The sequence below is a fragment of the Oscillibacter sp. PEA192 genome, from assembly GCF_003574015.1.
Classification (GTDB): domain Bacteria; phylum Bacillota; class Clostridia; order Oscillospirales; family Oscillospiraceae; genus Oscillibacter; species Oscillibacter welbionis.
This window is the reverse complement of the sequence record NZ_AP018532.1, coordinates 1950168-1969250: the sequence shown is the minus strand read 5'-3', so window position 1 is coordinate 1969250 and position 19083 is coordinate 1950168. Positions and strand designations below refer to the sequence as shown.

23 protein-coding genes are annotated in these 19083 nt (G+C 62.7%); 4 read left to right on the top strand and 19 right to left on the bottom strand.

Translation table 11 applies throughout. The features are described from left to right. Nucleotides 1–17: 17 nt before the first annotated feature. The 10 genes from pyrB to DN611_RS17010 form a co-directional block, all read right to left on the bottom strand. A complete protein-coding gene (gene pyrB / locus DN611_RS09700) occupies nucleotides 18–938 on the bottom strand; it encodes an aspartate carbamoyltransferase (protein ID WP_025544034.1) in 921 nt (306 codons plus the stop codon). A gap of 93 nt (nucleotides 939–1031) precedes the next feature. Beyond that, nucleotides 1032–1673: an orotate phosphoribosyltransferase gene (pyrE, locus tag DN611_RS09695; RefSeq protein WP_119311193.1), complete on the bottom strand. Its 642-nt coding sequence runs from the start codon at nucleotides 1671–1673 to the stop codon at nucleotides 1032–1034. Nucleotides 1674–1708: 35 nt separating this feature from the next. Further along, on the bottom strand, nucleotides 1709–1879 hold the full coding sequence (locus tag DN611_RS16680; protein ID WP_160117420.1) for a hypothetical protein: 171 nt from the start codon (nucleotides 1877–1879) through the stop codon (nucleotides 1709–1711). Between the two features lie 21 nt (nucleotides 1880–1900). Then, nucleotides 1901–2605 (bottom strand): orotidine-5'-phosphate decarboxylase, encoded by a 705-nt coding sequence (gene pyrF, locus DN611_RS09690; RefSeq protein WP_021748388.1) that lies wholly within the window; start codon nucleotides 2603–2605, stop codon nucleotides 1901–1903. Nucleotides 2606–2645: 40 nt separating this feature from the next. After that, nucleotides 2646–3560: a dihydroorotate dehydrogenase gene (locus DN611_RS09685; RefSeq protein WP_119311192.1), complete on the bottom strand. Its 915-nt coding sequence runs from the start codon at nucleotides 3558–3560 to the stop codon at nucleotides 2646–2648. Next, complete coding sequence (locus DN611_RS09680) at nucleotides 3554–4291, bottom strand: dihydroorotate dehydrogenase electron transfer subunit (RefSeq protein WP_021748390.1); 738 nt, start codon at nucleotides 4289–4291, stop codon at nucleotides 3554–3556. The genes DN611_RS09685 and DN611_RS09680 overlap by 7 nt, the downstream gene beginning before the upstream one ends. After that, nucleotides 4288–5604 carry a dihydroorotase gene (locus DN611_RS09675; protein WP_119311191.1) on the bottom strand — a complete coding sequence of 439 codons (1317 nt, stop codon included), beginning with the start codon at nucleotides 5602–5604 and terminating at the stop codon, nucleotides 4288–4290. The genes DN611_RS09680 and DN611_RS09675 overlap by 4 nt, the downstream gene beginning before the upstream one ends. Before the next feature lie 128 nt (nucleotides 5605–5732). After that, entirely contained in the window at nucleotides 5733–6371 is a 639-nt protein-coding gene (locus DN611_RS09670) for a superoxide dismutase (protein WP_119311914.1), read from the bottom strand. A 137-nt stretch (nucleotides 6372–6508) separates the two neighbouring features. Next, complete coding sequence (locus tag DN611_RS17015) at nucleotides 6509–6916, bottom strand: NifB/NifX family molybdenum-iron cluster-binding protein (RefSeq protein ID WP_249390777.1); 408 nt, start codon at nucleotides 6914–6916, stop codon at nucleotides 6509–6511. Further along, nucleotides 6913–7275, bottom strand: coding sequence for a DUF134 domain-containing protein (locus DN611_RS17010; RefSeq protein WP_249390776.1), 363 nt, complete (start codon nucleotides 7273–7275; stop codon nucleotides 6913–6915). The genes DN611_RS17015 and DN611_RS17010 overlap by 4 nt, the downstream gene beginning before the upstream one ends. Nucleotides 7276–7419: 144 nt before the next feature. Here DN611_RS17010 and DN611_RS09660 point away from each other — a divergent pair, with 144 nt between their 5' ends. The 4 genes from DN611_RS09660 to DN611_RS09645 all read left to right on the top strand — a co-directional run bounded on the left by DN611_RS09660 (nucleotide 7420) and on the right by DN611_RS09645 (nucleotide 9133). Then, nucleotides 7420–7830: a hypothetical protein gene (locus DN611_RS09660; protein WP_119311190.1), complete on the top strand. Its 411-nt coding sequence runs from the start codon at nucleotides 7420–7422 to the stop codon at nucleotides 7828–7830. Nucleotides 7831–7848: 18 nt separating this feature from the next. Continuing rightward, nucleotides 7849–8184, top strand: coding sequence for a hypothetical protein (locus DN611_RS09655; RefSeq protein ID WP_119311189.1), 336 nt, complete (start codon nucleotides 7849–7851; stop codon nucleotides 8182–8184). A gap of 99 nt (nucleotides 8185–8283) precedes the next feature. Next, nucleotides 8284–8664 (top strand): hypothetical protein, encoded by a 381-nt coding sequence (locus DN611_RS09650; protein WP_119311188.1) that lies wholly within the window; start codon nucleotides 8284–8286, stop codon nucleotides 8662–8664. Between the two features lie 49 nt (nucleotides 8665–8713). Beyond that, complete coding sequence (locus tag DN611_RS09645; RefSeq protein ID WP_119311187.1) at nucleotides 8714–9133, top strand: nuclear transport factor 2 family protein; 420 nt, start codon at nucleotides 8714–8716, stop codon at nucleotides 9131–9133. 68 nt (nucleotides 9134–9201) lie between these two features. Here DN611_RS09645 and DN611_RS09640 read toward each other — a convergent pair whose 3' ends face one another. From DN611_RS09640 to DN611_RS09600, 9 genes are all read right to left on the bottom strand, one after another. Continuing rightward, nucleotides 9202–10929 carry a phospho-sugar mutase gene (locus tag DN611_RS09640; RefSeq protein WP_119311186.1) on the bottom strand — a complete coding sequence of 576 codons (1728 nt, stop codon included), beginning with the start codon at nucleotides 10927–10929 and terminating at the stop codon, nucleotides 9202–9204. Nucleotides 10930–10975: 46 nt separating this feature from the next. Beyond that, nucleotides 10976–11284, bottom strand: coding sequence for a putative signal transducing protein (locus DN611_RS09635; RefSeq protein ID WP_119311185.1), 309 nt, complete (start codon nucleotides 11282–11284; stop codon nucleotides 10976–10978). A gap of 13 nt (nucleotides 11285–11297) precedes the next feature. Then, entirely contained in the window at nucleotides 11298–11780 is a 483-nt protein-coding gene (gene rlmH, locus DN611_RS09630) for a 23S rRNA (pseudouridine(1915)-N(3))-methyltransferase RlmH (RefSeq protein WP_021748402.1), read from the bottom strand. Further along, nucleotides 11768–12568, bottom strand: a complete 801-nt coding sequence (locus DN611_RS09625) for an MBL fold metallo-hydrolase (RefSeq protein WP_025544043.1) — start codon at nucleotides 12566–12568, stop codon at nucleotides 11768–11770. Before DN611_RS09625 ends, rlmH begins: the two co-directional genes overlap by 13 nt. 162 nt (nucleotides 12569–12730) lie before the next feature. Next, nucleotides 12731–14029 (bottom strand): UDP-N-acetylglucosamine 1-carboxyvinyltransferase, encoded by a 1299-nt coding sequence (locus tag DN611_RS09620; protein WP_036629797.1) that lies wholly within the window; start codon nucleotides 14027–14029, stop codon nucleotides 12731–12733. 328 nt (nucleotides 14030–14357) lie between these two features. Beyond that, nucleotides 14358–15158 carry a hypothetical protein gene (locus tag DN611_RS09615; protein ID WP_021748406.1) on the bottom strand — a complete coding sequence of 267 codons (801 nt, stop codon included), beginning with the start codon at nucleotides 15156–15158 and terminating at the stop codon, nucleotides 14358–14360. Nucleotides 15159–15205: 47 nt separating this feature from the next. Then, a complete protein-coding gene (locus DN611_RS09610) occupies nucleotides 15206–16489 on the bottom strand; it encodes a hypothetical protein (RefSeq protein ID WP_119311184.1) in 1284 nt (427 codons plus the stop codon). A gap of 39 nt (nucleotides 16490–16528) precedes the next feature. Then, nucleotides 16529–18325, bottom strand: a complete 1797-nt coding sequence (locus tag DN611_RS09605; RefSeq protein WP_119311183.1) for an ATP-binding protein — start codon at nucleotides 18323–18325, stop codon at nucleotides 16529–16531. A 38-nt stretch (nucleotides 18326–18363) separates the two neighbouring features. Then, a complete protein-coding gene (locus DN611_RS09600) occupies nucleotides 18364–19077 on the bottom strand; it encodes a response regulator (RefSeq protein ID WP_021748409.1) in 714 nt (237 codons plus the stop codon). Nucleotides 19078–19083 lie beyond the last annotated feature (6 nt).

The following is a 19083-nucleotide window of genomic DNA, read 5'->3' as shown; positions in this document are numbered from 1 at the left end:
GCGTCAATGCCTCCTTCTCACACCTGAATGCCCAGCAGCTTCAGGATCAGTGCCATGCGGATGTACTTGCCGTTCTTCACCTGTCTCCAGTAGGCGGCCCGGGGATCCTTGTCCACCGCCACAGTGATCTCGTTGACACGGGGCAGGGGGTGGAGGATGGACAGGTCCGCCTTGGCGTTCTCCAGCTTCTCCGGTGTCAGGATGTAGCTGTCCTTCAAGCGCAGGTAGTCCTCCTCATTGAAGAACCGCTCCTTCTGGACACGGGTCATGTAGAGAATGTCCAGCTGGGGGATGACGGACTCCAGATCCGTGGTCTGGGTGTAGGGGATGCCCTTCTTCTTCAGAGCCTCCTCCTTCACATACCGGGGCAGCTTCAGCTCGGTGGGGGAGATCAGCACGAAGTTGATGTGATCGTACCGGCTCAGGGCGTTCACCAGGGAGTGGACGGTGCGGCCGAATTTCAGGTCGCCGCAGAAGCCGATGGTGAAGTTGTTCAGCCGCCCCTTCTCCCGGTGGATGGTCAGCAGGTCGGTGAGCGTCTGGGTGGGATGGTTGTGGCCGCCGTCGCCGGCATTGATGATAGGTACCTCACTGAACTGGGAGGCGGCGTAGGGAGCACCCTCCTTGGGATGGCGCATGGCGATGATGTCGGCGTAGCAGCTGACAGTGTGGATGGTGTCGCCCACGGTCTCGCCCTTGGCGGTGGAGCTGGAGCTGGCCTCAGAAAAGCCCAGGGTGCTGCCGCCCAGGGCCAGCATGGCGGACTCAAAGGAGAGCCGGGTCCGGGTGGAGGGCTCGAAGAAGAGCGTTGCCAGCTGCTTGTGGGCACAGGCGTCCTGGTACTTGACCGGGTTGGCGATAATGTCCTCCGCGGTGGCGATCAGCTGATTGATCTCCTCCACGGAGAGGTCGGTGATGTCGATAAGATTTCTGGGCATGATGAACTCCTTTCAGGGGTGTGGTGGGAGGGAGCCGCTCCTCGGGCGGCAGGGAATAGCTCCCGGCAAAGCCGGAAGCGGAATGAGCGGAATTTATTTCGACGTGATCCAGGATTCGTCGGAGGGGTTGGCCCGGAACCTCTTCAGCCGCTCAATGTCCTCCGGCTTGATCTTCCCCTCCTCAGCGGCCGCCTCGCAGACGGCATCGAAGTTGGAGAGGGAGTGGTTGACGACATTCGCGGCGGCCAGCCGGTCCAGGCCCTTTTGGAGCCCGTAAGTGAAGATGGATGCGACGCCGAGAACCTCGGCACCCGCCTCCCGCAGCGCCTCCACAACTTCAATGCAGCTGCCGGCGGTGGAGATCAGGTCCTCCACCACAACGACCTTCTGGCCCTTCTCCAGCCTGCCCTCGATGCGGTTCTGGCGGCCGTGGTCCTTGTTGCCGGAGCGGACGTAGCCCATGGGCAGGTCCATCAGGTGGCCCACGATGGCCGCGTGAGCGATGCCGGCGGTGGACGTGCCCATCAGCACCTCCACATCCGGATAATGGGTGCGGATCAGCTCCACCAAGCCCTTCTCCACGGCCGTGCGGACGGCGGGAGCGGTGAGGGTCAGGCGGTTGTCGCAGTAGATGGGGCTCTTGATGCCGCTGGCCCAGGTGAAGGGCTCGTCCGGCCGCAGGAACACCGCGCCGATGCTCAGCAGATCGTGGGCGATTTCACGTTCTAGGTTCATGGAAAAATCCTCCTTATCCAAATGTGCGAAGATAGTCAGTGCTTTCGGCCGACCCAGAAAGCACTTGCGGCCACAATGGCTGCAAGGTACAATAGCGCCGACTCGGTATAACCGAATGGCAGGGCTTTGATCCAGATTGTTCCGAATGCCAGTACCATGAAAAAGACAGCAATGACAAGGGCAAGTTCCATCAAATCAAATTTCATGCAGACGTGCCCCCGTTCCGCTCAGCCCCAAAAGTCCTTGACCGCTCTCCGATAAGCGGACACCGGGTCCTCCGCCTGGGTGATGGGACGGCCCACCACGATGTAGTCGCAGCCAGACTTGCCCGCCTTCTCCGGAGTCATGATCCGCTTCTGGTCGCCGGCGGCACTGTCCGCGAACCGGATGCCGGGGGTGACGGTCAGGAAGTCCGCGCCGCACCGCTCCTTCACCAGAGCCGCCTCCAAAGGAGAGCAGACCACGCCGTCCAGGCCGCTGGCGGCGGCGTTCTTGGCGTAGGAGAGCACCGTCTCTGCCATGGGGGTGTCGATCAGCAGCTCGTTTTTCAGGGCGGCGGCGTCGGTGGAGGTCAGCTGGGTGACGGCAATCAGCAGGGGGCGAGTGCCGTCGGGACGAGTCAGGCCCTCCAGGGCGGCCCGCATCATCTCAGAGGTCCCGGCGGCGTGGAGGTTCACCATATCCACATCCAGTCGGGAGAGGACCGCCATGGCCCGCTTCACGGTGTTGGGGATGTCGTGGAGCTTCAGGTCCAGGAAGATCTTGTGGCCCCGGGCCTTGATGTCCCGGACCACCTGGGGGCCCTCGGCATAGAACAGCTCCATGCCGATCTTCACAAAGGGCTTCTCCCCGGCGGGGAACTGGTCCAGGAAGGAGAGGGTCTCCTCACGGGTGGGGAAGTCCAGGGCGATGATGACGTCTTTTGCGCTCATATTCAAACAGTCCTTTCTGTAAATTTCTCGGTGACAGCGTTCAGCCGTGCGCCGCGCCGGTCAGGTCCGCGATACGCTCCACGCCCAGCCTTTCGCACACGCCCGGCAGGGCTTCGATGATCTTCTTGCAGGCATAGGGGTCCCGCAGGTTGGCGGCGCCGATCTCCACGGCGCTGGCCCCCGCCAGCATCATCTCACACACGTCCTCCGCAGAGGAGACGCCGCCGCAGCCGATGATGGGCAGCTGCACCGCCTCGTACACGTCCCACACCATCCGCACCGCCACCGGGAACACCGCGGGGCCGGACAGTCCGCCGGTGCGGTTGGCGATGAGGGGCTTTTTCGTTTTCAGGTCGATCCGCATCCCCAACAGGGTGTTGATGAGGCAGATGCCGTCGGCTCCCGCGTCAGCGCAGGCCCTTGCGATCTCCGCGATGTCCGTGACGTTGGGGGAGAGCTTCATGAAGACCCGCTTTTTCGTCACCGCCTTCACTGTCCGGGTGACTTCCGCGGCGGCCCTGGGGTCGGAGCCGAAGTTTTTCCCTCCAGCGTGGACATTGGGACAGGAGATGTTCACTTCCAGAATGGACACCTGCTCCACGTCGTTGAGCTTGGCGCAGTTCTCAGCGTACTCCTGGAGAGAGAAGCCCCCCACGTTGGCGATCACCGGCCCATGAAAGATCTTTGCAATGTTGGGCACCTCCTCCGCGATCACCGCGTCGATGCCGGGGTTCTGGAGGCCCACGGCGTTCAGCATCCCGGAGGCGGTCTCCGCGATCCGGGGCTGAGGGTTGCCCGGACGGCTCTGTGCGGTAGTGCCCTTCCAGGAGAAGCTGCCCAGAAGGTCCAGGTCGTACAGCTCTGCGTACTCCCGGCCATAGCCGAAGGTGCCGGAGGCGGGGATTACGGGATTTTTCAGCTCCACCCCTGCAAGGCGGACAGACAGGCTTACCATACGATTTCCTCCTTGTACAGAATGGGACCGTCCTTGCACACCCGCTTGTAGCCGTTTCCCGTGGGCACGGAGCAGCCCATGCAGGCGCCGAAGCCGCAGCCCATCCGGGCCTCGAAGCTGAACTGCCCGCCGGTGAGCTGGGGCAGGCCGTGGACGGCCTTCAGCATGGGGGTGGGGCCGCAGACGAAGGCGTAGCCGCACTCCGGCACGTGACGGGCCAGATCCGTAACAAATCCCTTTGTGCCCAAGCTGCCGTCCTCCGTGGCCACCATCAGGCGGCAGCCCAGCTTGCCGAATTCCTCCAGGTAAAAGGCGTCTCCGCCGGAGCGGAATCCCAGTCCCACTGTGGGGGCGATGCCCGCCTCCAGCATCCGCTGGGCCAGGCCGTACAGGGGCGCGATGCCGATGCCGCCGCCCAGCAGGATGGGGTGGGCCCCGCCCTTTGCCAGATCAAAGCCGTTGCCGAGACCCGACAGCACATCCAGCTCTGTGCCGGGGACGCACCGCACTAAGTCATGGGTGCCTTCGCCCACCACCCGGACCAGGAGCAGCAGGGCGTCCTTCGTCCAGTTGCAGATGGAGATAGGCCGCCGGAGGAATTTGCCGGGCAGCTGGATGTTCACGAACTGCCCCGGCGCCGTGATGGCGGAGGTGTCGCCGGACAGCACCAGCTCATAGGTGTCGGCGGTCAGCTGCCGGGCGTGTTCCATGGTAAAGAGGGATTGTTTCATAGGTAGTCCTCCTGACAGGGGGGAATGGGGGTCTTATTGATGTTGCGGGAGCTGGCGGTGTACACCAGATTCCCGTTGCAGATGGTCTTGTCCACTCCGGCGGTGACGGTCCAGCCGTCAAAGGGCGTGGAGCGGCCCCGGGAGAAGAAGGCACCGCTGTTGATGGCATGGGGCCGGTTCAGATCCAGCACGGTCAGATCCGCGATCTCTCCCGCCTCGATCTTTCCGCCGGGCAGGCGGAACAGCCGCCGGGGATTGACGCACAGGGCGTTCAGCAGCGTGGCGAAGGGGACGATGCCCGGCTCCACCAGCTCCGTATACAGCACCGGGAAGGCACACTCCAACCCCACGATGCCGTTGAGGCTGCGGAGTCCCCTAGACTTCTCCTCCGCGCTGTGGGGGGCGTGGTCCGTGGCGATGCAGTCGATGGTGCCGTCCAGCAGCCCTTCGATCAAAGCATCCCGGTCCGCGGCGGAGCGGATGGGGGGATTCATCTTGAACCGGCCGTCATCCATCAGGTCCTCGTCGCAGAGGATCAGGTAGTGGGGCCCGGTCTCGCAGGATACCGGCAGCCCCTCCGCCTTGGCCTTGCGGATGAGGGCCACGCTCTCCTTGGTGGAGACATGGCACACGTGGTACCGGCAGCCGGTCTCCCGCACCAGCTCCAGATCCCGCTCCACCTGTTTCCACTCGCTCTCAGGGGCGTTGCCGGGGAAGCCGTTCCGCTTCGCCCACTCCCCGTCGTGGATGCACCAGCCGGGAGTCAGCAGGGACTCGTCCTCACAGTGGGCAGTGATGGGCTTGTCCAGCTGTTTTGCGAGTTCCATGGCATCGCGCATCTGGTCGGCGGACTGGACGCCTTTCCCGTCGTCGGAGAAGCCGCAGACAAAGGGCTCCATAGCCGGCATGTCCGCCAGCTCCGCGCCTTTTTCGCCCCGGGTGATGGCCCCATAGGGATACACCCGCACCCGGCCGTCCCGGGCGATGGCGTCCAGCTCCGGCCACAGGTGCTCCAGGGAGTCCGGCACCGGATTCAGGTTGGGCATGGCGCACACCGCCGTGTAGCCTCCTGCGGCGGCCGCCGCCGTGCCGGAGGCGATGGTTTCCTTATAAGAAAATCCAGGCTCCCGAAGATGAACATGTACATCAACGAAACCTGGAACAATGACTTGATCCTGACATTCAATTACGGAAAAACCTTCCTGGGAAAGGGAGGGAGAAACGGAAACAATACGGCCTTTGGAAATGGCAACATCCACATTCTGGAAAGTTCCATCCCGGAAAACAGCCCCGCCGGTCAGCAAGAAATTCATGGGTACGCTCCTTCCTCTGCGTCTTCATTCGACATATTATCATAACGGAAAAGGAAGCAGTTGTCAACGCCTATTTTCTGGAGTTTTCCAAAAGCGGCGGCGATTGCCGCCGCCTCTGGAATCTTCCATCAGGGCCGGGGCGGACGGCAGGCCAGGCAGCCGGTATAGAGCCGGGAGACCTCAGGCCAGTCCACCAGTCGCCACCAGGCTTCGAAGTAGTCCGCCCGGCGATTCTGGTATTGGAGATAGTAGGCGTGCTCCCATACGTCGCAACACAGCAAGGGGATCAGGGGCAGCGGTGTGTCCTGGTTTGCGGTCTTTTGGACAGCCAGGTGCCCCTCGCCGTCTGCGGATAGCCAGGCCCAGCCGGAGCCGAATTGCCCCAGGGCCGCCTTGCGCATGGCCTCCTTCAAACCTGCCATGCCGCCGAAGTCCCGTACCACAGCGCCCTCCAGCGCCATGTCCGGGGCGGAGACCGGCAGGGGGTGGAGGGTGCGGAAATACAGGTCATGATTAAAGACGCCTCCGGCGTTGTTCCGAACGCCCTGTCGCAGGCCATCCGGCAGTTCCTCCCAGTTTAGGCACAGCTTCCAAAGCGGCCAGGACTGATAGGCGGGCGTCCGCTCCAGCAGCTGGTTCAGAGCGTCCACATAGGCGGCGAAGTGCTTGTCGTGATGGAAATACAGCACTTTTTCGATCAGCTCCGGCGCCAGCGCGTCATAGCCGTAGGGCAGGGGCGGCAGGGTGAAGGGATAATGCTGTTCCATGTATTGCTCCAAGGGGATCATCCTTTCCGGCGAAGTGTCAAAGTCCGCTGTTCCCATCCTATGCAGAAAGGGAATCCCATATTTCCAAAAGGTGCTGCACAAAAACCGGGAGGGCGTTTCGCCCTCCCGGTCCGGTCTCAGCAGTGGCCGCAGGTATGGCCGCTCTCGTGGTGGCCGCAGCCGTGGTCGCCGCAGGTGTGCTCCTCACCGTGGTGATGGTCGCAGGTGGCTGCATCGGCGCTGACCAGCGTGCCTGCCAGCAGTTCTGCCACCCGGGTGTCCGCGTCGCCCTGGCAGCCGGCGTACAGCCGGATACCTGCCTCCGCCAACGCCATCTGGGCCCCACCGCCGATGCCGCCGCAGATCAGGGCATCCACCTGATGGTCCTTCAAAAAGCCAGCCAGGGCCCCGTGTCCGCTGCCATTGGTATCCACCACCTGGGAGGAGGCTACGGTGCCGTTCTCCACATCATAGAGCTTGAACTGTGCCGTGTGGCCAAAGTGCTGGAACACCTGGCCGTTTTCATAGGTGACTGCGATTTTCATGAGGACGCTTCCTTTCCGTCTTGGGAGGCACACCGGCCGCAGGGCCTGCTGAAGCCCCGGCAACTTTCCTGGGGACAGAGGGCGTAGCTGCCGCCGCCGATCTGCAGCGGACGGCCTTCCACCAGAAAGACCGCCAGCTTCTGTCGGGCCTGGGCATAGATCCGCTGAACGGTAGTCCGGGCCACCCCCATCTGGGCGGAGGCCTCCTCCTGGTTCAGGCCCAGGTAATCCATCAGACGCACCGCCTCATACTCCTCCACTGTCAGCTCCACGGCCTCCCCGTGGGCGGGCTGTTCCGGAGCAAAGCGGCAGTGGGCCGGCATCTGGCAGACCCGGCGGCATTTGGCGCTGCGCGGCATGGGTGTTCCTCCCTTGTTTTGAACATATGCCCATTATATATGATTTTGAACATATGTCAAGAATAACGTTGGAAAAATCTGCGTTCCGCCTTGACAGGCCCAGGGCGGTCCCTTTATGATGGAGCCAGAGAGGGGGCGGTTCTCTTGAAAAAGAAGTGGAAAATCCTGCTGGCGTGCGTCGTGGCAGTGACGGCAGCATGTGCTGCGGCGTGGTATCTCCTTCCCCGCCCCGCGGTAGGGGAGGACTACGAAGTCCAGTATATCAATGTGGGAGAGACGCTGGAGAATATTACCGGTCAGATAGACCAGAATACCTGTAACGCCCTCAATGACCTGCTTCGGCAAGCAGAGAGAAGGGGGTACCGCAGAAACGTCTTTCCAAGGCAGCTGCGGGAGGACACGGTGCAGATCATAGGCGTCGACAGCCATGGACCCTGGTTCTTTGAGCTGGACGGCGAAGCTTGCGTACTCTGCGACGGACAAAGGGGCGGCTACCCCATTATTGACGGCGAAGGGCTGCTGAAACAGGTCTGGGCCCTGCTGCCGGAGCCGTGACAGGGGAGGGATGCGCCTGTGAAAAGAAAATGGAAAATTTTGCTGGCGTGCGTTGTGGTAGTGGCAGCGGTGGCGGCCATGACTGTGGGAATCTGCGCACGGTATGTCCTGCACTACCCTGCGGTGGGAGGGGACTTTGAAATCAGCTTCATCAGAGCAGGGGAGACACTAGAGGACATCACGGAACAGATCGATCAGGATACTTTAGACGCCATCAAGGGACTGGTGCTGGGCGCGGAAAGAGGGGGTACCGTGTTGGCTGCTCTCCATGGCTCTCGGAGAGCAGTGTGGAGATCAACGGGAGAGACAGTGAGGGGCTATGGCATATCTATCTGGACGAGGACACCGCCGTAATTTATGATGGTGACAGACGGTATCCCCTCATCAATGGCGAAGAACTCCTGGAACAGCTTTGGGCCCTGTTGCCGGAGCAGTGACAAAGAAGGGGCGCATATGAAAAGAACATGGAAAGTTCTGCTGGTATGTGTTGTGGCCGTGGCAGCCCTGGCTGGCTATTTCTTCCTGCTACCCGCCCCGGCAGGGGGAGAGGACTTCCAGCTGCTGGAGGTCCGGCAGGACGGACGGGATTTGACGGCGTCGCTCCGGCCGGAGCAGCTGGCGGACCTGGAGGCTACAATGCGGGGGGCCTCTAGGTTCCGCTGGAAGAATCCCGTTGGGGTATATCCTCTGGAAGCGGATACCGTCATGCTCCTGGGTGCCAATGGGGAATCCGTCATCCTGGTGGGCAGTCAGGGGCGCTTTGCGGTGGACGGCTATCCCCTGCACGACGGGGAGACCCTGCTGGCGGAGGTTCAGAACATCCTCGCATCCTAATTCATTTTGCTTATAGATAAGAGCAGATACAGCGGAAAGGAGCAATCAGATGGAACAGCGGGAAGCGGCCATCTGCCAATGGTTCGACATGTGGCTCACCAAGCGGGACACCGGCATCCGGGACCTTTTCGCCCCGGACGCGGTGTACATCGAGAGCTGGGGCCCGGAGTACCACGGCGCGGACAAGATCGCCTGGTGGTTCACCGAGTGGAATCGCCGGGGCACGGTGGAGCGGTGGGATATCCGCCAGTTCTTCCACAAGGGGGACCAGACGGTGGTGGAGTGGACCTTCGCCAACCGGATGGACGACGGCCGCCGGGAGGTGTTCGAGGGTATGACCCTGGTCCGCTGGACGGCAACGGGGCAGATCGCCCGTCTCCAGGAGTTCGGCTGCAACCTGGGCCGTTACGACCCCTACGCCCACGGCCCGGAGCCCCGGTTCCGGGAGCAGCAGGCGGCCTGGTTCTGAAAACCCAAAAAGCGGCGCCCGTTCCGAAAGGAACGGGCGCCGTTGTTTGGATACTAAGAAGGGACGTCTTATTTTTGCAGCGTCTTGACCCACTGGCCGTACTTCTCCAGATTGGCGTCACAGGCGGCAGAATCCGCGCCCTGGGTCAGAATATACACCTTGATCTTGGGCTCCGTGCCGGAGGGTCGCACCAGAATGGTGGTGCCGTCCGCCAGCTCGAACCGCAGCACGTTGGAGCCGGAGAGCTCCATGGCGCTCTTCGCACCGGTGGCGCAGTCCACCACGGACCCGTCGGTGTAGTCCTTCCGGGTGACGACTTTCACGCCGGAGATCTCCGCCGGGGGATTCTCCCGGAGATTCTTCATCAGCTGCGCCATATCCTTCAGACCGTCCAGGCCGGGCATCACCAGGTTGTAGGTCTTTTCGGCGTAGTGACCATACTTCTCGTATAGCTTCTCCAGGGCGTCGAACAGCGTCATGCCCTGGGCGGCGTACCAGGCGGCCATCTCCGTCAGCAGCATGGAGGCGGTGACGGCGTCCTTGTCCCGGACGTAGTCGCCCAGCATGTAGCCGTAGCTCTCCTCATAGGAGAAGATGACCTTTCCTTCGCCGGCGGCCTCCAGGGCGTTCTTCTTCTCCGCCATGAACTTGAAGCCAGTGAAGGTGTCGTAGCAGGTGACGCCGTTGGACTCAGCCACCTTCCGGGCCATCTCCGTGGTGACGATGGTCTTGAGGGCCACGGGCTTCTCCGGCATTTTGCCGGAGCGGCGCATGGCGCCGATGAGGTAGTCCAGCAGCAACACGCCGGTCTGATTTCCGGTGACGGGGCGGTACTCGCCGCTGTGGTTCCGGATCATGATGCCCACCCGGTCGCTGTCCGGGTCAGTGCCCAGGATGAAGTCCACGTCATTCTCCCGGGCCAGGTCGATGGCCAGATAGAAGCCCTCCGGGTTCTCCGGGTTGGGGGAGACCACGGTGGGGAAGTCGCCGTCGATCACCATCTGCTTGGGCTCACAGATCAGGTGCTTGATGCCCAGGGTCCGCAATGCCTCCGGCACCAGCTTGTAGCCGCAGCCGTGGAAGGGAGTGTACACCAGCTTGAAGGTGTCCGCCACCTTGGCCACGGTTTCCTTGTCGTTAATCATGGCAGTGACGTTGGCCATAAACTTCCGGTCCGTCTCCTCCCCCATAGTCTCAATGAGGCCGGCCTTCACCGCCTCGTCGAAGTCCATGCGCCGGATGCCATTGAAGACGTCGATCTGTTCCAGAGCAGCGGCGATGGCGTCGGCGTGGTGAGGGGGCAGCTGGGCGCCGTCCTCCCAGTAGACCTTGTAGCCATTGTACTCCTTCGGATTGTGGCTGGCGGTGACATTGATGCCCGCCTGGCAGCGGTACTCCCGCACGGCGAAGCTCAGCTCCGGCGTGGGGCGGAGGGACTCGAAGATCCGCACATGGATACCGTTGGCGGCGCAGACCTCCGCCGCCGCCCGGGCGAACTCCATGGAGTGGTTCCGGCAGTCCATACAGATGGCCACGCCCCGGCGCTTGCCCTCCTCGCCCTCGGCGCAGATGACCTGGGCAAAGCCCTGGGTGGCCCAGCGGATCACATGGATGTTCATGTTGTGCAGGCCCACGGCCATGATGCCCCGCAGGCCGGCGGTGCCGAACTCCAGCGGGCCGTAGAACCGGCTCTCAATCTCCTTGGGGTCATTTCGGATGCTCTCCAGCTCCGCACGCTCCGCGTCGGACAGGGCAGGACTCGCCAGCCACTTTTCATATTCCTTCATAAAATCCATGCGAGAGATACCTCCTGTTGTGTAAATTGAGAACGGAGGCGGGACATTAGTCCTGCTCCGGGATTTCCGCGGGGGTGTTCAGCAGCGCCTGGGCCTCCTCCAGTTGGGAGGCGGGGACCCAAATCTCTACTCCCTGGGAGGCGAAGCCTCCCAGCACCTTGCCCAGGGACCCATTCTGGAAGGCGGGGATGCCGCAGCTTTCCAAAAACGACACAGTGATGTCCGCCTGGCTGTCTAGCTCCCACTGGATGTCCAGCTTGGCGGCGGGTTCCGGTGCGCCTGCCTCGTCTTTCGGCCAGCGGTCCAGCAGGTCCCGGTCCGCCCGGGCCCAGAAGTCCTTTGCCGGTTCTGTCATAGTTCCACGTCCTTTACTTGTGATATTTGGTGCCTGCGTTGATCTGATACGCCCGGTAGATCTGTTCCAGCACCATCACCCGGGCCAGATGGTGGGGGAAGGTCATGGGAGACATGGAGAGCCGCAGCCTGGCCTCTGCTTTGATGGAGGGGTGCAGGCCAAAGGACCCGCCGATGAGAAACACCAGATGTCCCACGCCCTGGCTGGCCCAGGCAGCCATCTGCCGGGCCAGCGCCTCGCTGGACCGCGGCTCTCCCTCCACGCACAGAGCGATCAGGGCGGCGCCGGATGGGAGCTTGGCCCGGATGGCAGCAGCCTCCTTCAAAAGGGCCGCCTCGATCTGGGCGGGGGAGGGGTCCTCCGGCAGCCGCTCCTCCGGCAGTTCTACCAGCTCCAGCTTACAGAAGCGGGACAGCCGCTTGACGTACTCCGCCGCGGCGTCTATATAAAATTTCTCCTTCAGCTTTCCGACACACAGGATCGTCACCTTCTGCATACGGACCTCCTGCTCACGGTGTGGGCTGGGCCCAGGCAGTCCCTGGGAGCCACAGACAGCAGAGGCGAGACACCTGCGGCGGAGAGAGCCCGTTCTACGGCAGTTTGCGCCATGGCGGGCGTATTATTCTCCCGGCTCAGATGGGCCAGGATGATCTCTGATGTGCCGCTCTGCGCCAGAACGGCGGCAAAACGGGCGGCATCCTCATTGCTGAGATGGCCTTGTGCGCCCAGAATCCGCTGTTTCAAATAGTAGGGGTAGGGCCCGCTGCGGAGGGTCTCGATGTCGTGGTTGGCCTCCAGCACCGCCAGATCCACGCCCTCCAGAATGTCGGCAGCCTCGTCGGTGACGTAGCCGGTATCCGTCAGGACACCGACGGCGCCGCCGGCGGCGTCCAGCCGGAAACCACAGGAACCGGGAGCGTCATGGGATGTGGGAAATGCCGTCACGGCAAACTCTCCGATAGACTGGGGGATGCCGAAGTCCAGCGCGTCCAGCCGTGTCTCTGCGCCGGGCAGCCGCCAGGATAGCTCCCGGGCGGCCCGCTCGGTGGTAAAAACCGGGGCGGCGCAGCGCTTGAGCAGCGTCTGCAGGCCGGAGATGTGGTCCGCGTGGGTGTGCGTGATGAGAATGGCCGTGAGGCTTCCGAGCTCCAGGCCCAGCTCCCGCAAAGCGGCAGTGATGCGGCGGCAGGAAATGCCCGCATCCAGCAGAATATAGCTCTCCCCGCAGGAGAGCAGCAGCGCGTTCCCGGAGGAACCGCTTGCCAGCGTATGTACGGTGGTCAAAAAACATACCTCTTCCGGTGAAAAGTAAGACGTCCACAAGGGAGGCCGTCGACGAAAGTCGCCATCCTCCATCGCGGACGTAAAATCGCTCGATCTATGGAAATGTCTTGATTGTATAACCCCGCGGCAGCGGGGGAAACCTAGAGAAGCCTGTACCCCGTTTCAGCCAATGTGAGCCTCCAGCTCCTCGGACTCACCGGGGACCTCCACGGTACGGATGGAAGCGCCAAGGCCCTGGAGCTTGGTGACGATATCCTCATAGCCCCGCTCGATATACTGTACGCAGCTGATCTCGCTCTCGCCCTTGGCAGCCAGGGCAGCGATCACCAATGCCGCGCCGGCCCGCAGATCGCAGGCCTGGATGGGCGCACCGGTGAGATGGTCCACGCCCTCCACCACAGCGGTCTTGTCGTCTACCTGGATGCTGGCGCCCATGCGCTTGAGCTCATCCACATAGCGGTAGCGGTTGTTCCAGACGCTCTCCGTCACCAGGGAAGTGCCCTCCGCCAGGCAGAGGACGGTGGTGATCTGGGGCTGCATATCTGTGGGGAAGCCCGGATAGGGCATGGTTTTCACATTGGCCTTCTGCAAGGGGCCGCTGCGGCGGACCAGAAGGGTGTCCTCCCGCTCCTCTACCTCCACGCCCATCTCCACCAGCTTGGCGGTGATGCAATCCATGTGCTTGGGGATGATATTCTTCACCAGGATCTGGCCGCCGGTGGCAGCCACGGCGGCCATATAGGTGCCTGCCTCAATCTGGTCGGGAATGATGGCGTAGCTGCCGCCCCGCAGGCGGTCCACGCCCTGAATTTTAATGGTGTCCGTGCCGGCACCCCGGATGTTGGCGCCCATCGAGTTGAGGAAGTTGGCCAGGTCCACGATATGAGGCTCCTTGGCAGCGTTCTCGATGACGGTGTTGCCTTCCGCCCGGACGGCGGCCATCATGATATTCATGGTAGCGCCCACGGAGACCACATCCAAATAGATGTTGGCGCCCTTGAGGCGGCCGGTCTCCGTGGAAGCGTTGATGAAGCCGCCCTCCACCATGACCTTGGCGCCAAGCGCGGTAAAGCCCTTCACGTGCTGGTCGATGGGGCGCACCCCGAAGTTGCAGCCGCCGGGCATGGCGACCTCCGCCTGGCCGAAGCGGCCCAGGAGAGAACCAATCAGATAATAGGAGGCCCGCATCTTCCGGGCCAACTCATAGGAGGTTCGGGTGGAGCGGATGCGGCTGGCGTCGATCTCCACTGTATGGCGGTTGATGACGCGGATGCCGGCACCCAAATGCTCCAGAATCTTCAGGGACAGCGTCACATCGGAGATCTGGGGGATATTTTCGATCCGGCAGACCCCGTCCACCAGCAGAGCGGCGGGAATGATGGCAACGGCGGCGTTTTTGGCGCCGCTGATCTCTACTTCACCAAACAGGGGATGACCACCCTGTACAATATACTTTGTCAAAGTCGATACCCTCTCTTCAAAAGGCGCTTTCTTTTGTGGCGGCACCTGTAATTTCTATGAAACAGTGTGCCCGGCCCGTGCCGCTTCATACCCGCTAAAGACCTGCGAAACCGGAGAAATTTTCCGGATGGGGAAGCTCACACACCCAAACTATACCATATCCCCGCGCAAAATGCAAACCCTTCCTGCGAGCCGGACGGGTTCCGCGTCAAAATTCGTCAAAATTCCAAAGCCGCCGACGGCTGAAAACAGCCGCTTCAGGCCGAATCGCGGCGCACAGGCGGAGAAATTTGGAAACAAATTATCTGCCCGGCAGGGCTCCAGTTACTCAGCCGGAGGAGACCGCGCCGGTGTAGCAGTTGACATAATAATCAGCCGTATCCGTAGAAACGCACCAGGCGGGCACCAGGGCCATAGGAGTGGCTGTGGTGCTCTGCAGCTCATAACAGAGGTACAGGTCCGTCACGGCAGTGACCACCGCGCCGCTCTGAACGGTGCCGAGGAAGGCATTGAGGGCATCCAGAGCGGACAGGGCACCGTTCCCATTGGCGGTCTGTCCCGCCTGGGGCAGGTGGGTACCGCTGACGGAGGCCACCCGCCCGCCGGAGATGGAGAAGGAGACGGTGCAGTTGACCACCGGGGCCCCGTCGTAGGTCTGGACCGCGGAGGCGCTGCCGTCCTCCCCATCCAGGGAGAAGGCGAGGGCTTCGTAGTGGAACGCACGGCAGAAGGCCCGGCACAGGGCGTCCGCTGTCTCGCCGCTCTGTTCGATCACCACGTCAAAGGTGCCGTCGGACCGGAAGACGGCGCTGCCGTTTTCGCTTTGATAGGTGGTGACGCCGCCGCCACCATCAGACATGACCAGCTCATCTCCCAGGAGAAAGCCGGCCAGCTTCTCATCCTCGTCCGGGTCCCTGGACAAGGTCAGGCCGGCGGGCGGTGTGGCGCCGGGGATAATGCCGTCATCCAGAGAGACACCCTCCGCCGCGAACAGCTGCACCATCTGCTGACGGGCCTCTGCCTGGGCGGAATAGCCGGTGGTCAGCCGTACTCCCAGCAGGCCCAGGAGGCAGAGATTCATCAGAGCCAGGATCAGAATGATGATGTTTTTCAGACGGAAGCTCTCCATCCGTCGGACCTCCTTTCCACCGCCGGAGCGGCTTGTATCCGCTGCACTCAGTCCGCCAGCCAGCTGGCGGATACCGAGTCTCCGCCGCCGTCGGCATAGCCCACAGACAGCTCTGTGCCGGGATGCTCCGCTGCAATGGCCAGCGTCTGCCGCAGCGGCAGCAGGAGCGACGTCTCCCCGGCGGTGCTGTACTGCCGGAACCGCAGGGTGAGGCGGGTGACGCTGGTGCCGGAGAGCGTGATCTCGGCGGCGTGTCCGCCGTCGGAGAAGCGAATGGGGACACCATCGATCTGATATCCGAACAGAAGCTGGGTGGTGTCTCCGCCCTGACTGACGGACTCCAGATACAGCCTTGCCTCGCCGGAGCGGTCCTCTGTCAGCTGTTCCAGCAGGATACTGGCACCCAGCACGGCTTCCGCCGCAGTGGGGACCTCCTCCTGTGCGGAGATCTCCAGCGTAGCATCTGTTCCGCTGCGGTAGGTGATCTCCCCGGAGGGACGGATGTGAAGGGAGCGATCGGCTTCGACCTCGGTGATGACCTCCGTGCCGTCGGCCTCCGCATAGCGCTCCCGCGTGTTGATGTTGAAGCCGAAAGCCGCCAGCAGCCAGTCCGTGCCGGAGATGGATGAAGCGGCAGAGAGGACCGGCAGCTGCGGTAACTCCGTCGGCAGGATGGAGAGGGGAAACAGCTTGCCGTATAGCGGCTCCATCTCCACAACCTCAAAGGCGAAGGAGACGCTTCCCATGCCGGACTGGCTCACTGCCTCTGTAAGAGAATCTATGGAGAGGGCGGTGGAGGCGACGGTGCCGGTGAGGACGGTATCAGCACCGTCCCATACATAGAGATGGACGGAGCCGTCCGCCCCTGCGGCCAGCAGCAGACAGCGGGCATTTCCCTCCAACGCGGTGCCCTCTGCACCGGTGAGCTCGGCAAGCACCTGGAGGGGCAGGGGATTCAAAAAATCAAAATAGATGGAAGGGCCCGAGAGGGCACCCCGAAAGGCATCCGTTGCAGAAGGAGCAAGGTGCTGGACGGAGCCCAGAGCCTCCCGCAGGCCCAGGGCGGAGAAGCCGTCACTGTTGGTAGTGAAGCCCAGGCTGCCATACCGGCCGTAGGAGTCCGTGAGGACCACCCGTACCGGAGCGGGAAACTCCCGCAGCCGGGAGGGTGAGCCCTCGCCGGTCAGCCGCTCCAGATAGAGCGGGTCCTCCGACGTGCCCAGATTGTACAGCTGCAGCTGGGCGAACAGGAGCACCGCCGAGACGGACAGAAGCGCGATGGCGATGTTCTGGATGAGGTTGCGGCGCCTGCGCCGGGCCGTTTGATCCATGGGCAGCCTCCTTTCAGCGGTTTTGCGGATGTGACTTTCTCAGATGGGGTTGGAGGGCCCGCCGATGGGCAGCGTCAGCCGGATGGTGGTGCCGGGGCCCTCGTGGGGCGCCAGGGCGATGGTGCCGTGGTGGCGCTGGACGATCTCCCTGGCGATGGAGAGACCCAGGCCCGTGCCGCCGGACTCCCGGGAACGGGCCTTGTCCACCCGATAAAAGCGGTCGAAGATCCGGTCCCGATCCTTCTCTGGGATGCCGATGCCGTCATCGCAGACCTCCATCCAGACCTCCGCCTCTGTGGAGCCGGCGGTGATGGTGATGTGTCCGCCGTCGGGCGTATATTTGACGGCATTGCCGATGACGTTCATCATCACCTGCTCCAGCCGGCTCCGGTCCCCCACGATCAAGGGCAGGCTCTCCGGCGGAGTATAGGTCAGCGTGTGCCCGTGCTGCTTGGCGGCCAGGGCATTGGCACGGGTGACGCTCTCAATGGCGTCCCCGAAAGGAAAGCGGGAGAGCACCAGCTCCGCATTGCCCGCATCCAGGCGGCTGAGGGTCAGCAGATCCTGAACAATGTGGGTCATGCGGTCCGTCTCCGTGATGATGATGTCCAGAAAGCTGTTGGAGGTCTCCACAGGGATGTCTCCCTCCGCGTCCCGCAGGGTCTCGGCATAGCTGCGGACGTTGGTGAGGGGGGTGCGCAGCTCGTGGGAGACATTGGCCACGAACTCCTTGCGCCGCTCCTCGTTGCGGTGCTGCTCCGTCACGTCATGAAGCACCACCAGCACGCCGCCGCTGGCCTGGTCGGAAAACGGCGCCAGAAACAGCTCCAGCGTCCGGTCCCCCACCTCCATCTCCGCCTCGGCGTAGTTGGGTCTTTGGAGGGCCAGGGTCTCCTGGAAGGGATAGACCTGACCGAAGAGGGTATCGTAGGTAGTGCCCTCCGGCACACTGCGATGGAGCATATTGGTGGCGGCGGGATTGCAGTGGATAAGGAGGCTGTCGTGGTCAAAGGCCACCACGCCGTCGGTCATGTGGAGGAACAGGGTGTCCAGCTTGTTCCGCTCGTTCTCCACGGCGGCCAGCGTGGCTTGAAGGACATCGGCCATCTCGTTGAAGGTGCCCGTGAGGATGCCGATCTCGTCAGTGGACTCCACGGGGAGCTGGCTGTCAAAGTCTCCCGCGGCCACCCGCTCTGCCCCGGCGGTGAGCTTTTCGATGGGGCCCACCATGGTCTTGGACAGCAGGAAGCTCAACAGGACAGAGATCAGCAGGCCGATCACCAGCGCCTGCATGATGATGAGGAAGAGCTGGGAGTTCAGGTCCGTCACTGTGTCCTTGTTGTCCAGGATGTAAATGATGTAGGCGTTTCCGCCCCCCATGATGGGGATGGCTGCGTCCATATAGTCGGCGGTGATGTCGCTGCGGTCTCCCACCAGGGTGCTGTCGCCCTGAGCCACGGCATTCCGGGCGGTCAGCAGGTTGGCGGTCTGCTCCCGGGGGAGCTCTGACGCCTCTGCAGACCCGTCCAGGTAGGTGCCGCTCTGCCCATCCAGGATGAAGTAGTTCCGGGTGCGGTAGTCGATGCCCAGGGAGCCGGCCCGGCCCTCCAGCATCTCCTTGATGCCGGCGGCGCCGTCCGGTTCGGCCGCCCGGGCCCGGAGGGTGGAGACATAGCCGTCGCTGTCGTCGCTGAACACGGCGCTGATCTGCTCGTAAAAGGTGTCGATATAGAAGCTGGAGACGCTGGTGGTCAGGAATGCACCTACCACCGCCATCAGCGAGGTGATGAGCAGCAGCAGAATCAGCATCAGCTTCATGTGCAGGCTGCGGAACACGGCGAACACCTTCTTTCCTTAGAGAATGGGGGGCGGAGTCATTTCACGGAGAAGTAGTAGCCGGCGCCCCGGCGGGTGAGGATGAAGACAGGATTGGCGGGGTCGGCCTCGATCTTCTCCCGCAGGCGCCGGACCGTCACGTCCACGGTCCGCACGTCGTCGCCCACATAGCCGTAGTTCCACACCTGCTCCATCAGGTCGATGCGGGAGTAGACCTTGTTGGGATGGCTGGCCAGAAAGGTCAGCAGCTCATACTCCCGCTGGGTCAGGTCGATGGCCTTACCGGCCCGGAAGACCTGGTGGCTGTCGGTATTGATAGACAAATCCCCGGACACGGGCATGGCGGAGGCCGCGGCAGAGGCGGCAGCCGGCGGCGTCATGGTGGTCCGCCGGATGTTGGCTCCTACCCGGGCCACCAGCTCCCGCATAGAGAAGGGCTTGGTGATATAGTCGTCGGCACCGATCTCCAGCCCCAGGACCTTGTCCGCCTCCTCCTCCCGGGCGGTGAGGATGATGACGGGAACGCTGCTGCCCTGATCCCGCAGGGCGCGGCACACGTCAAAGCCGTTTTTCTTGGGCAGCATTACATCCAGCAGGATCAGGTCCGGATTGGCGGATACCGCCTGAGCCAGGCCGTCCTCTCCGTCATAGGCCTCCAGCGTCTGATAGCCCGCCCGCTGGAGATTGAACCGCAGGATGTCCACGATATTCTTCTCGTCCTCCACGATCAGGACGGTTTTCGGATCGCTCATGGCAGA

Excerpts from the sequence above, each read along its gene's own strand:
- pyrB (WP_025544034.1), bottom strand. The coding sequence starts at position 938 with ATGCCCAGAAATCTTATCGACATCACCGACCTCTCCGTGGAGGAGATC.
- pyrE (WP_119311193.1), bottom strand. The coding sequence starts at position 1,673 with ATGAACCTAGAACGTGAAATCGCCCACGATCTGCTGAGCATCGGCGCG.
- DN611_RS16680 (WP_160117420.1), bottom strand. The coding sequence starts at position 1,879 with ATGAAATTTGATTTGATGGAACTTGCCCTTGTCATTGCTGTCTTTTTC.
- pyrF (WP_021748388.1), bottom strand. The coding sequence starts at position 2,605 with ATGAGCGCAAAAGACGTCATCATCGCCCTGGACTTCCCCACCCGTGAG.
- DN611_RS09685 (WP_119311192.1), bottom strand. The coding sequence starts at position 3,560 with ATGGTAAGCCTGTCTGTCCGCCTTGCAGGGGTGGAGCTGAAAAATCCC.
- DN611_RS09680 (WP_021748390.1), bottom strand. The coding sequence starts at position 4,291 with ATGAAACAATCCCTCTTTACCATGGAACACGCCCGGCAGCTGACCGCC.
- DN611_RS09675 (WP_119311191.1), bottom strand. The coding sequence starts at position 5,604 with ATGAATTTCTTGCTGACCGGCGGGGCTGTTTTCCGGGATGGAACTTTC.
- DN611_RS09670 (WP_119311914.1), bottom strand. The coding sequence starts at position 6,371 with ATGGAACAGCATTATCCCTTCACCCTGCCGCCCCTGCCCTACGGCTAT.
- DN611_RS17015 (WP_249390777.1), bottom strand. The coding sequence starts at position 6,916 with ATGAAAATCGCAGTCACCTATGAAAACGGCCAGGTGTTCCAGCACTTT.
- DN611_RS17010 (WP_249390776.1), bottom strand. The coding sequence starts at position 7,275 with ATGCCGCGCAGCGCCAAATGCCGCCGGGTCTGCCAGATGCCGGCCCAC.
- DN611_RS09650 (WP_119311188.1), top strand. The coding sequence starts at position 8,284 with ATGAAAAGAACATGGAAAGTTCTGCTGGTATGTGTTGTGGCCGTGGCA.
- DN611_RS09645 (WP_119311187.1), top strand. The coding sequence starts at position 8,714 with ATGGAACAGCGGGAAGCGGCCATCTGCCAATGGTTCGACATGTGGCTC.
- DN611_RS09640 (WP_119311186.1), bottom strand. The coding sequence starts at position 10,929 with ATGGATTTTATGAAGGAATATGAAAAGTGGCTGGCGAGTCCTGCCCTG.
- DN611_RS09635 (WP_119311185.1), bottom strand. The coding sequence starts at position 11,284 with ATGACAGAACCGGCAAAGGACTTCTGGGCCCGGGCGGACCGGGACCTG.
- rlmH (WP_021748402.1), bottom strand. The coding sequence starts at position 11,780 with ATGCAGAAGGTGACGATCCTGTGTGTCGGAAAGCTGAAGGAGAAATTT.
- DN611_RS09615 (WP_021748406.1), bottom strand. The coding sequence starts at position 15,158 with ATGGAGAGCTTCCGTCTGAAAAACATCATCATTCTGATCCTGGCTCTG.
- DN611_RS09610 (WP_119311184.1), bottom strand. The coding sequence starts at position 16,489 with ATGGATCAAACGGCCCGGCGCAGGCGCCGCAACCTCATCCAGAACATC.
- DN611_RS09600 (WP_021748409.1), bottom strand. The coding sequence starts at position 19,077 with ATGAGCGATCCGAAAACCGTCCTGATCGTGGAGGACGAGAAGAATATC.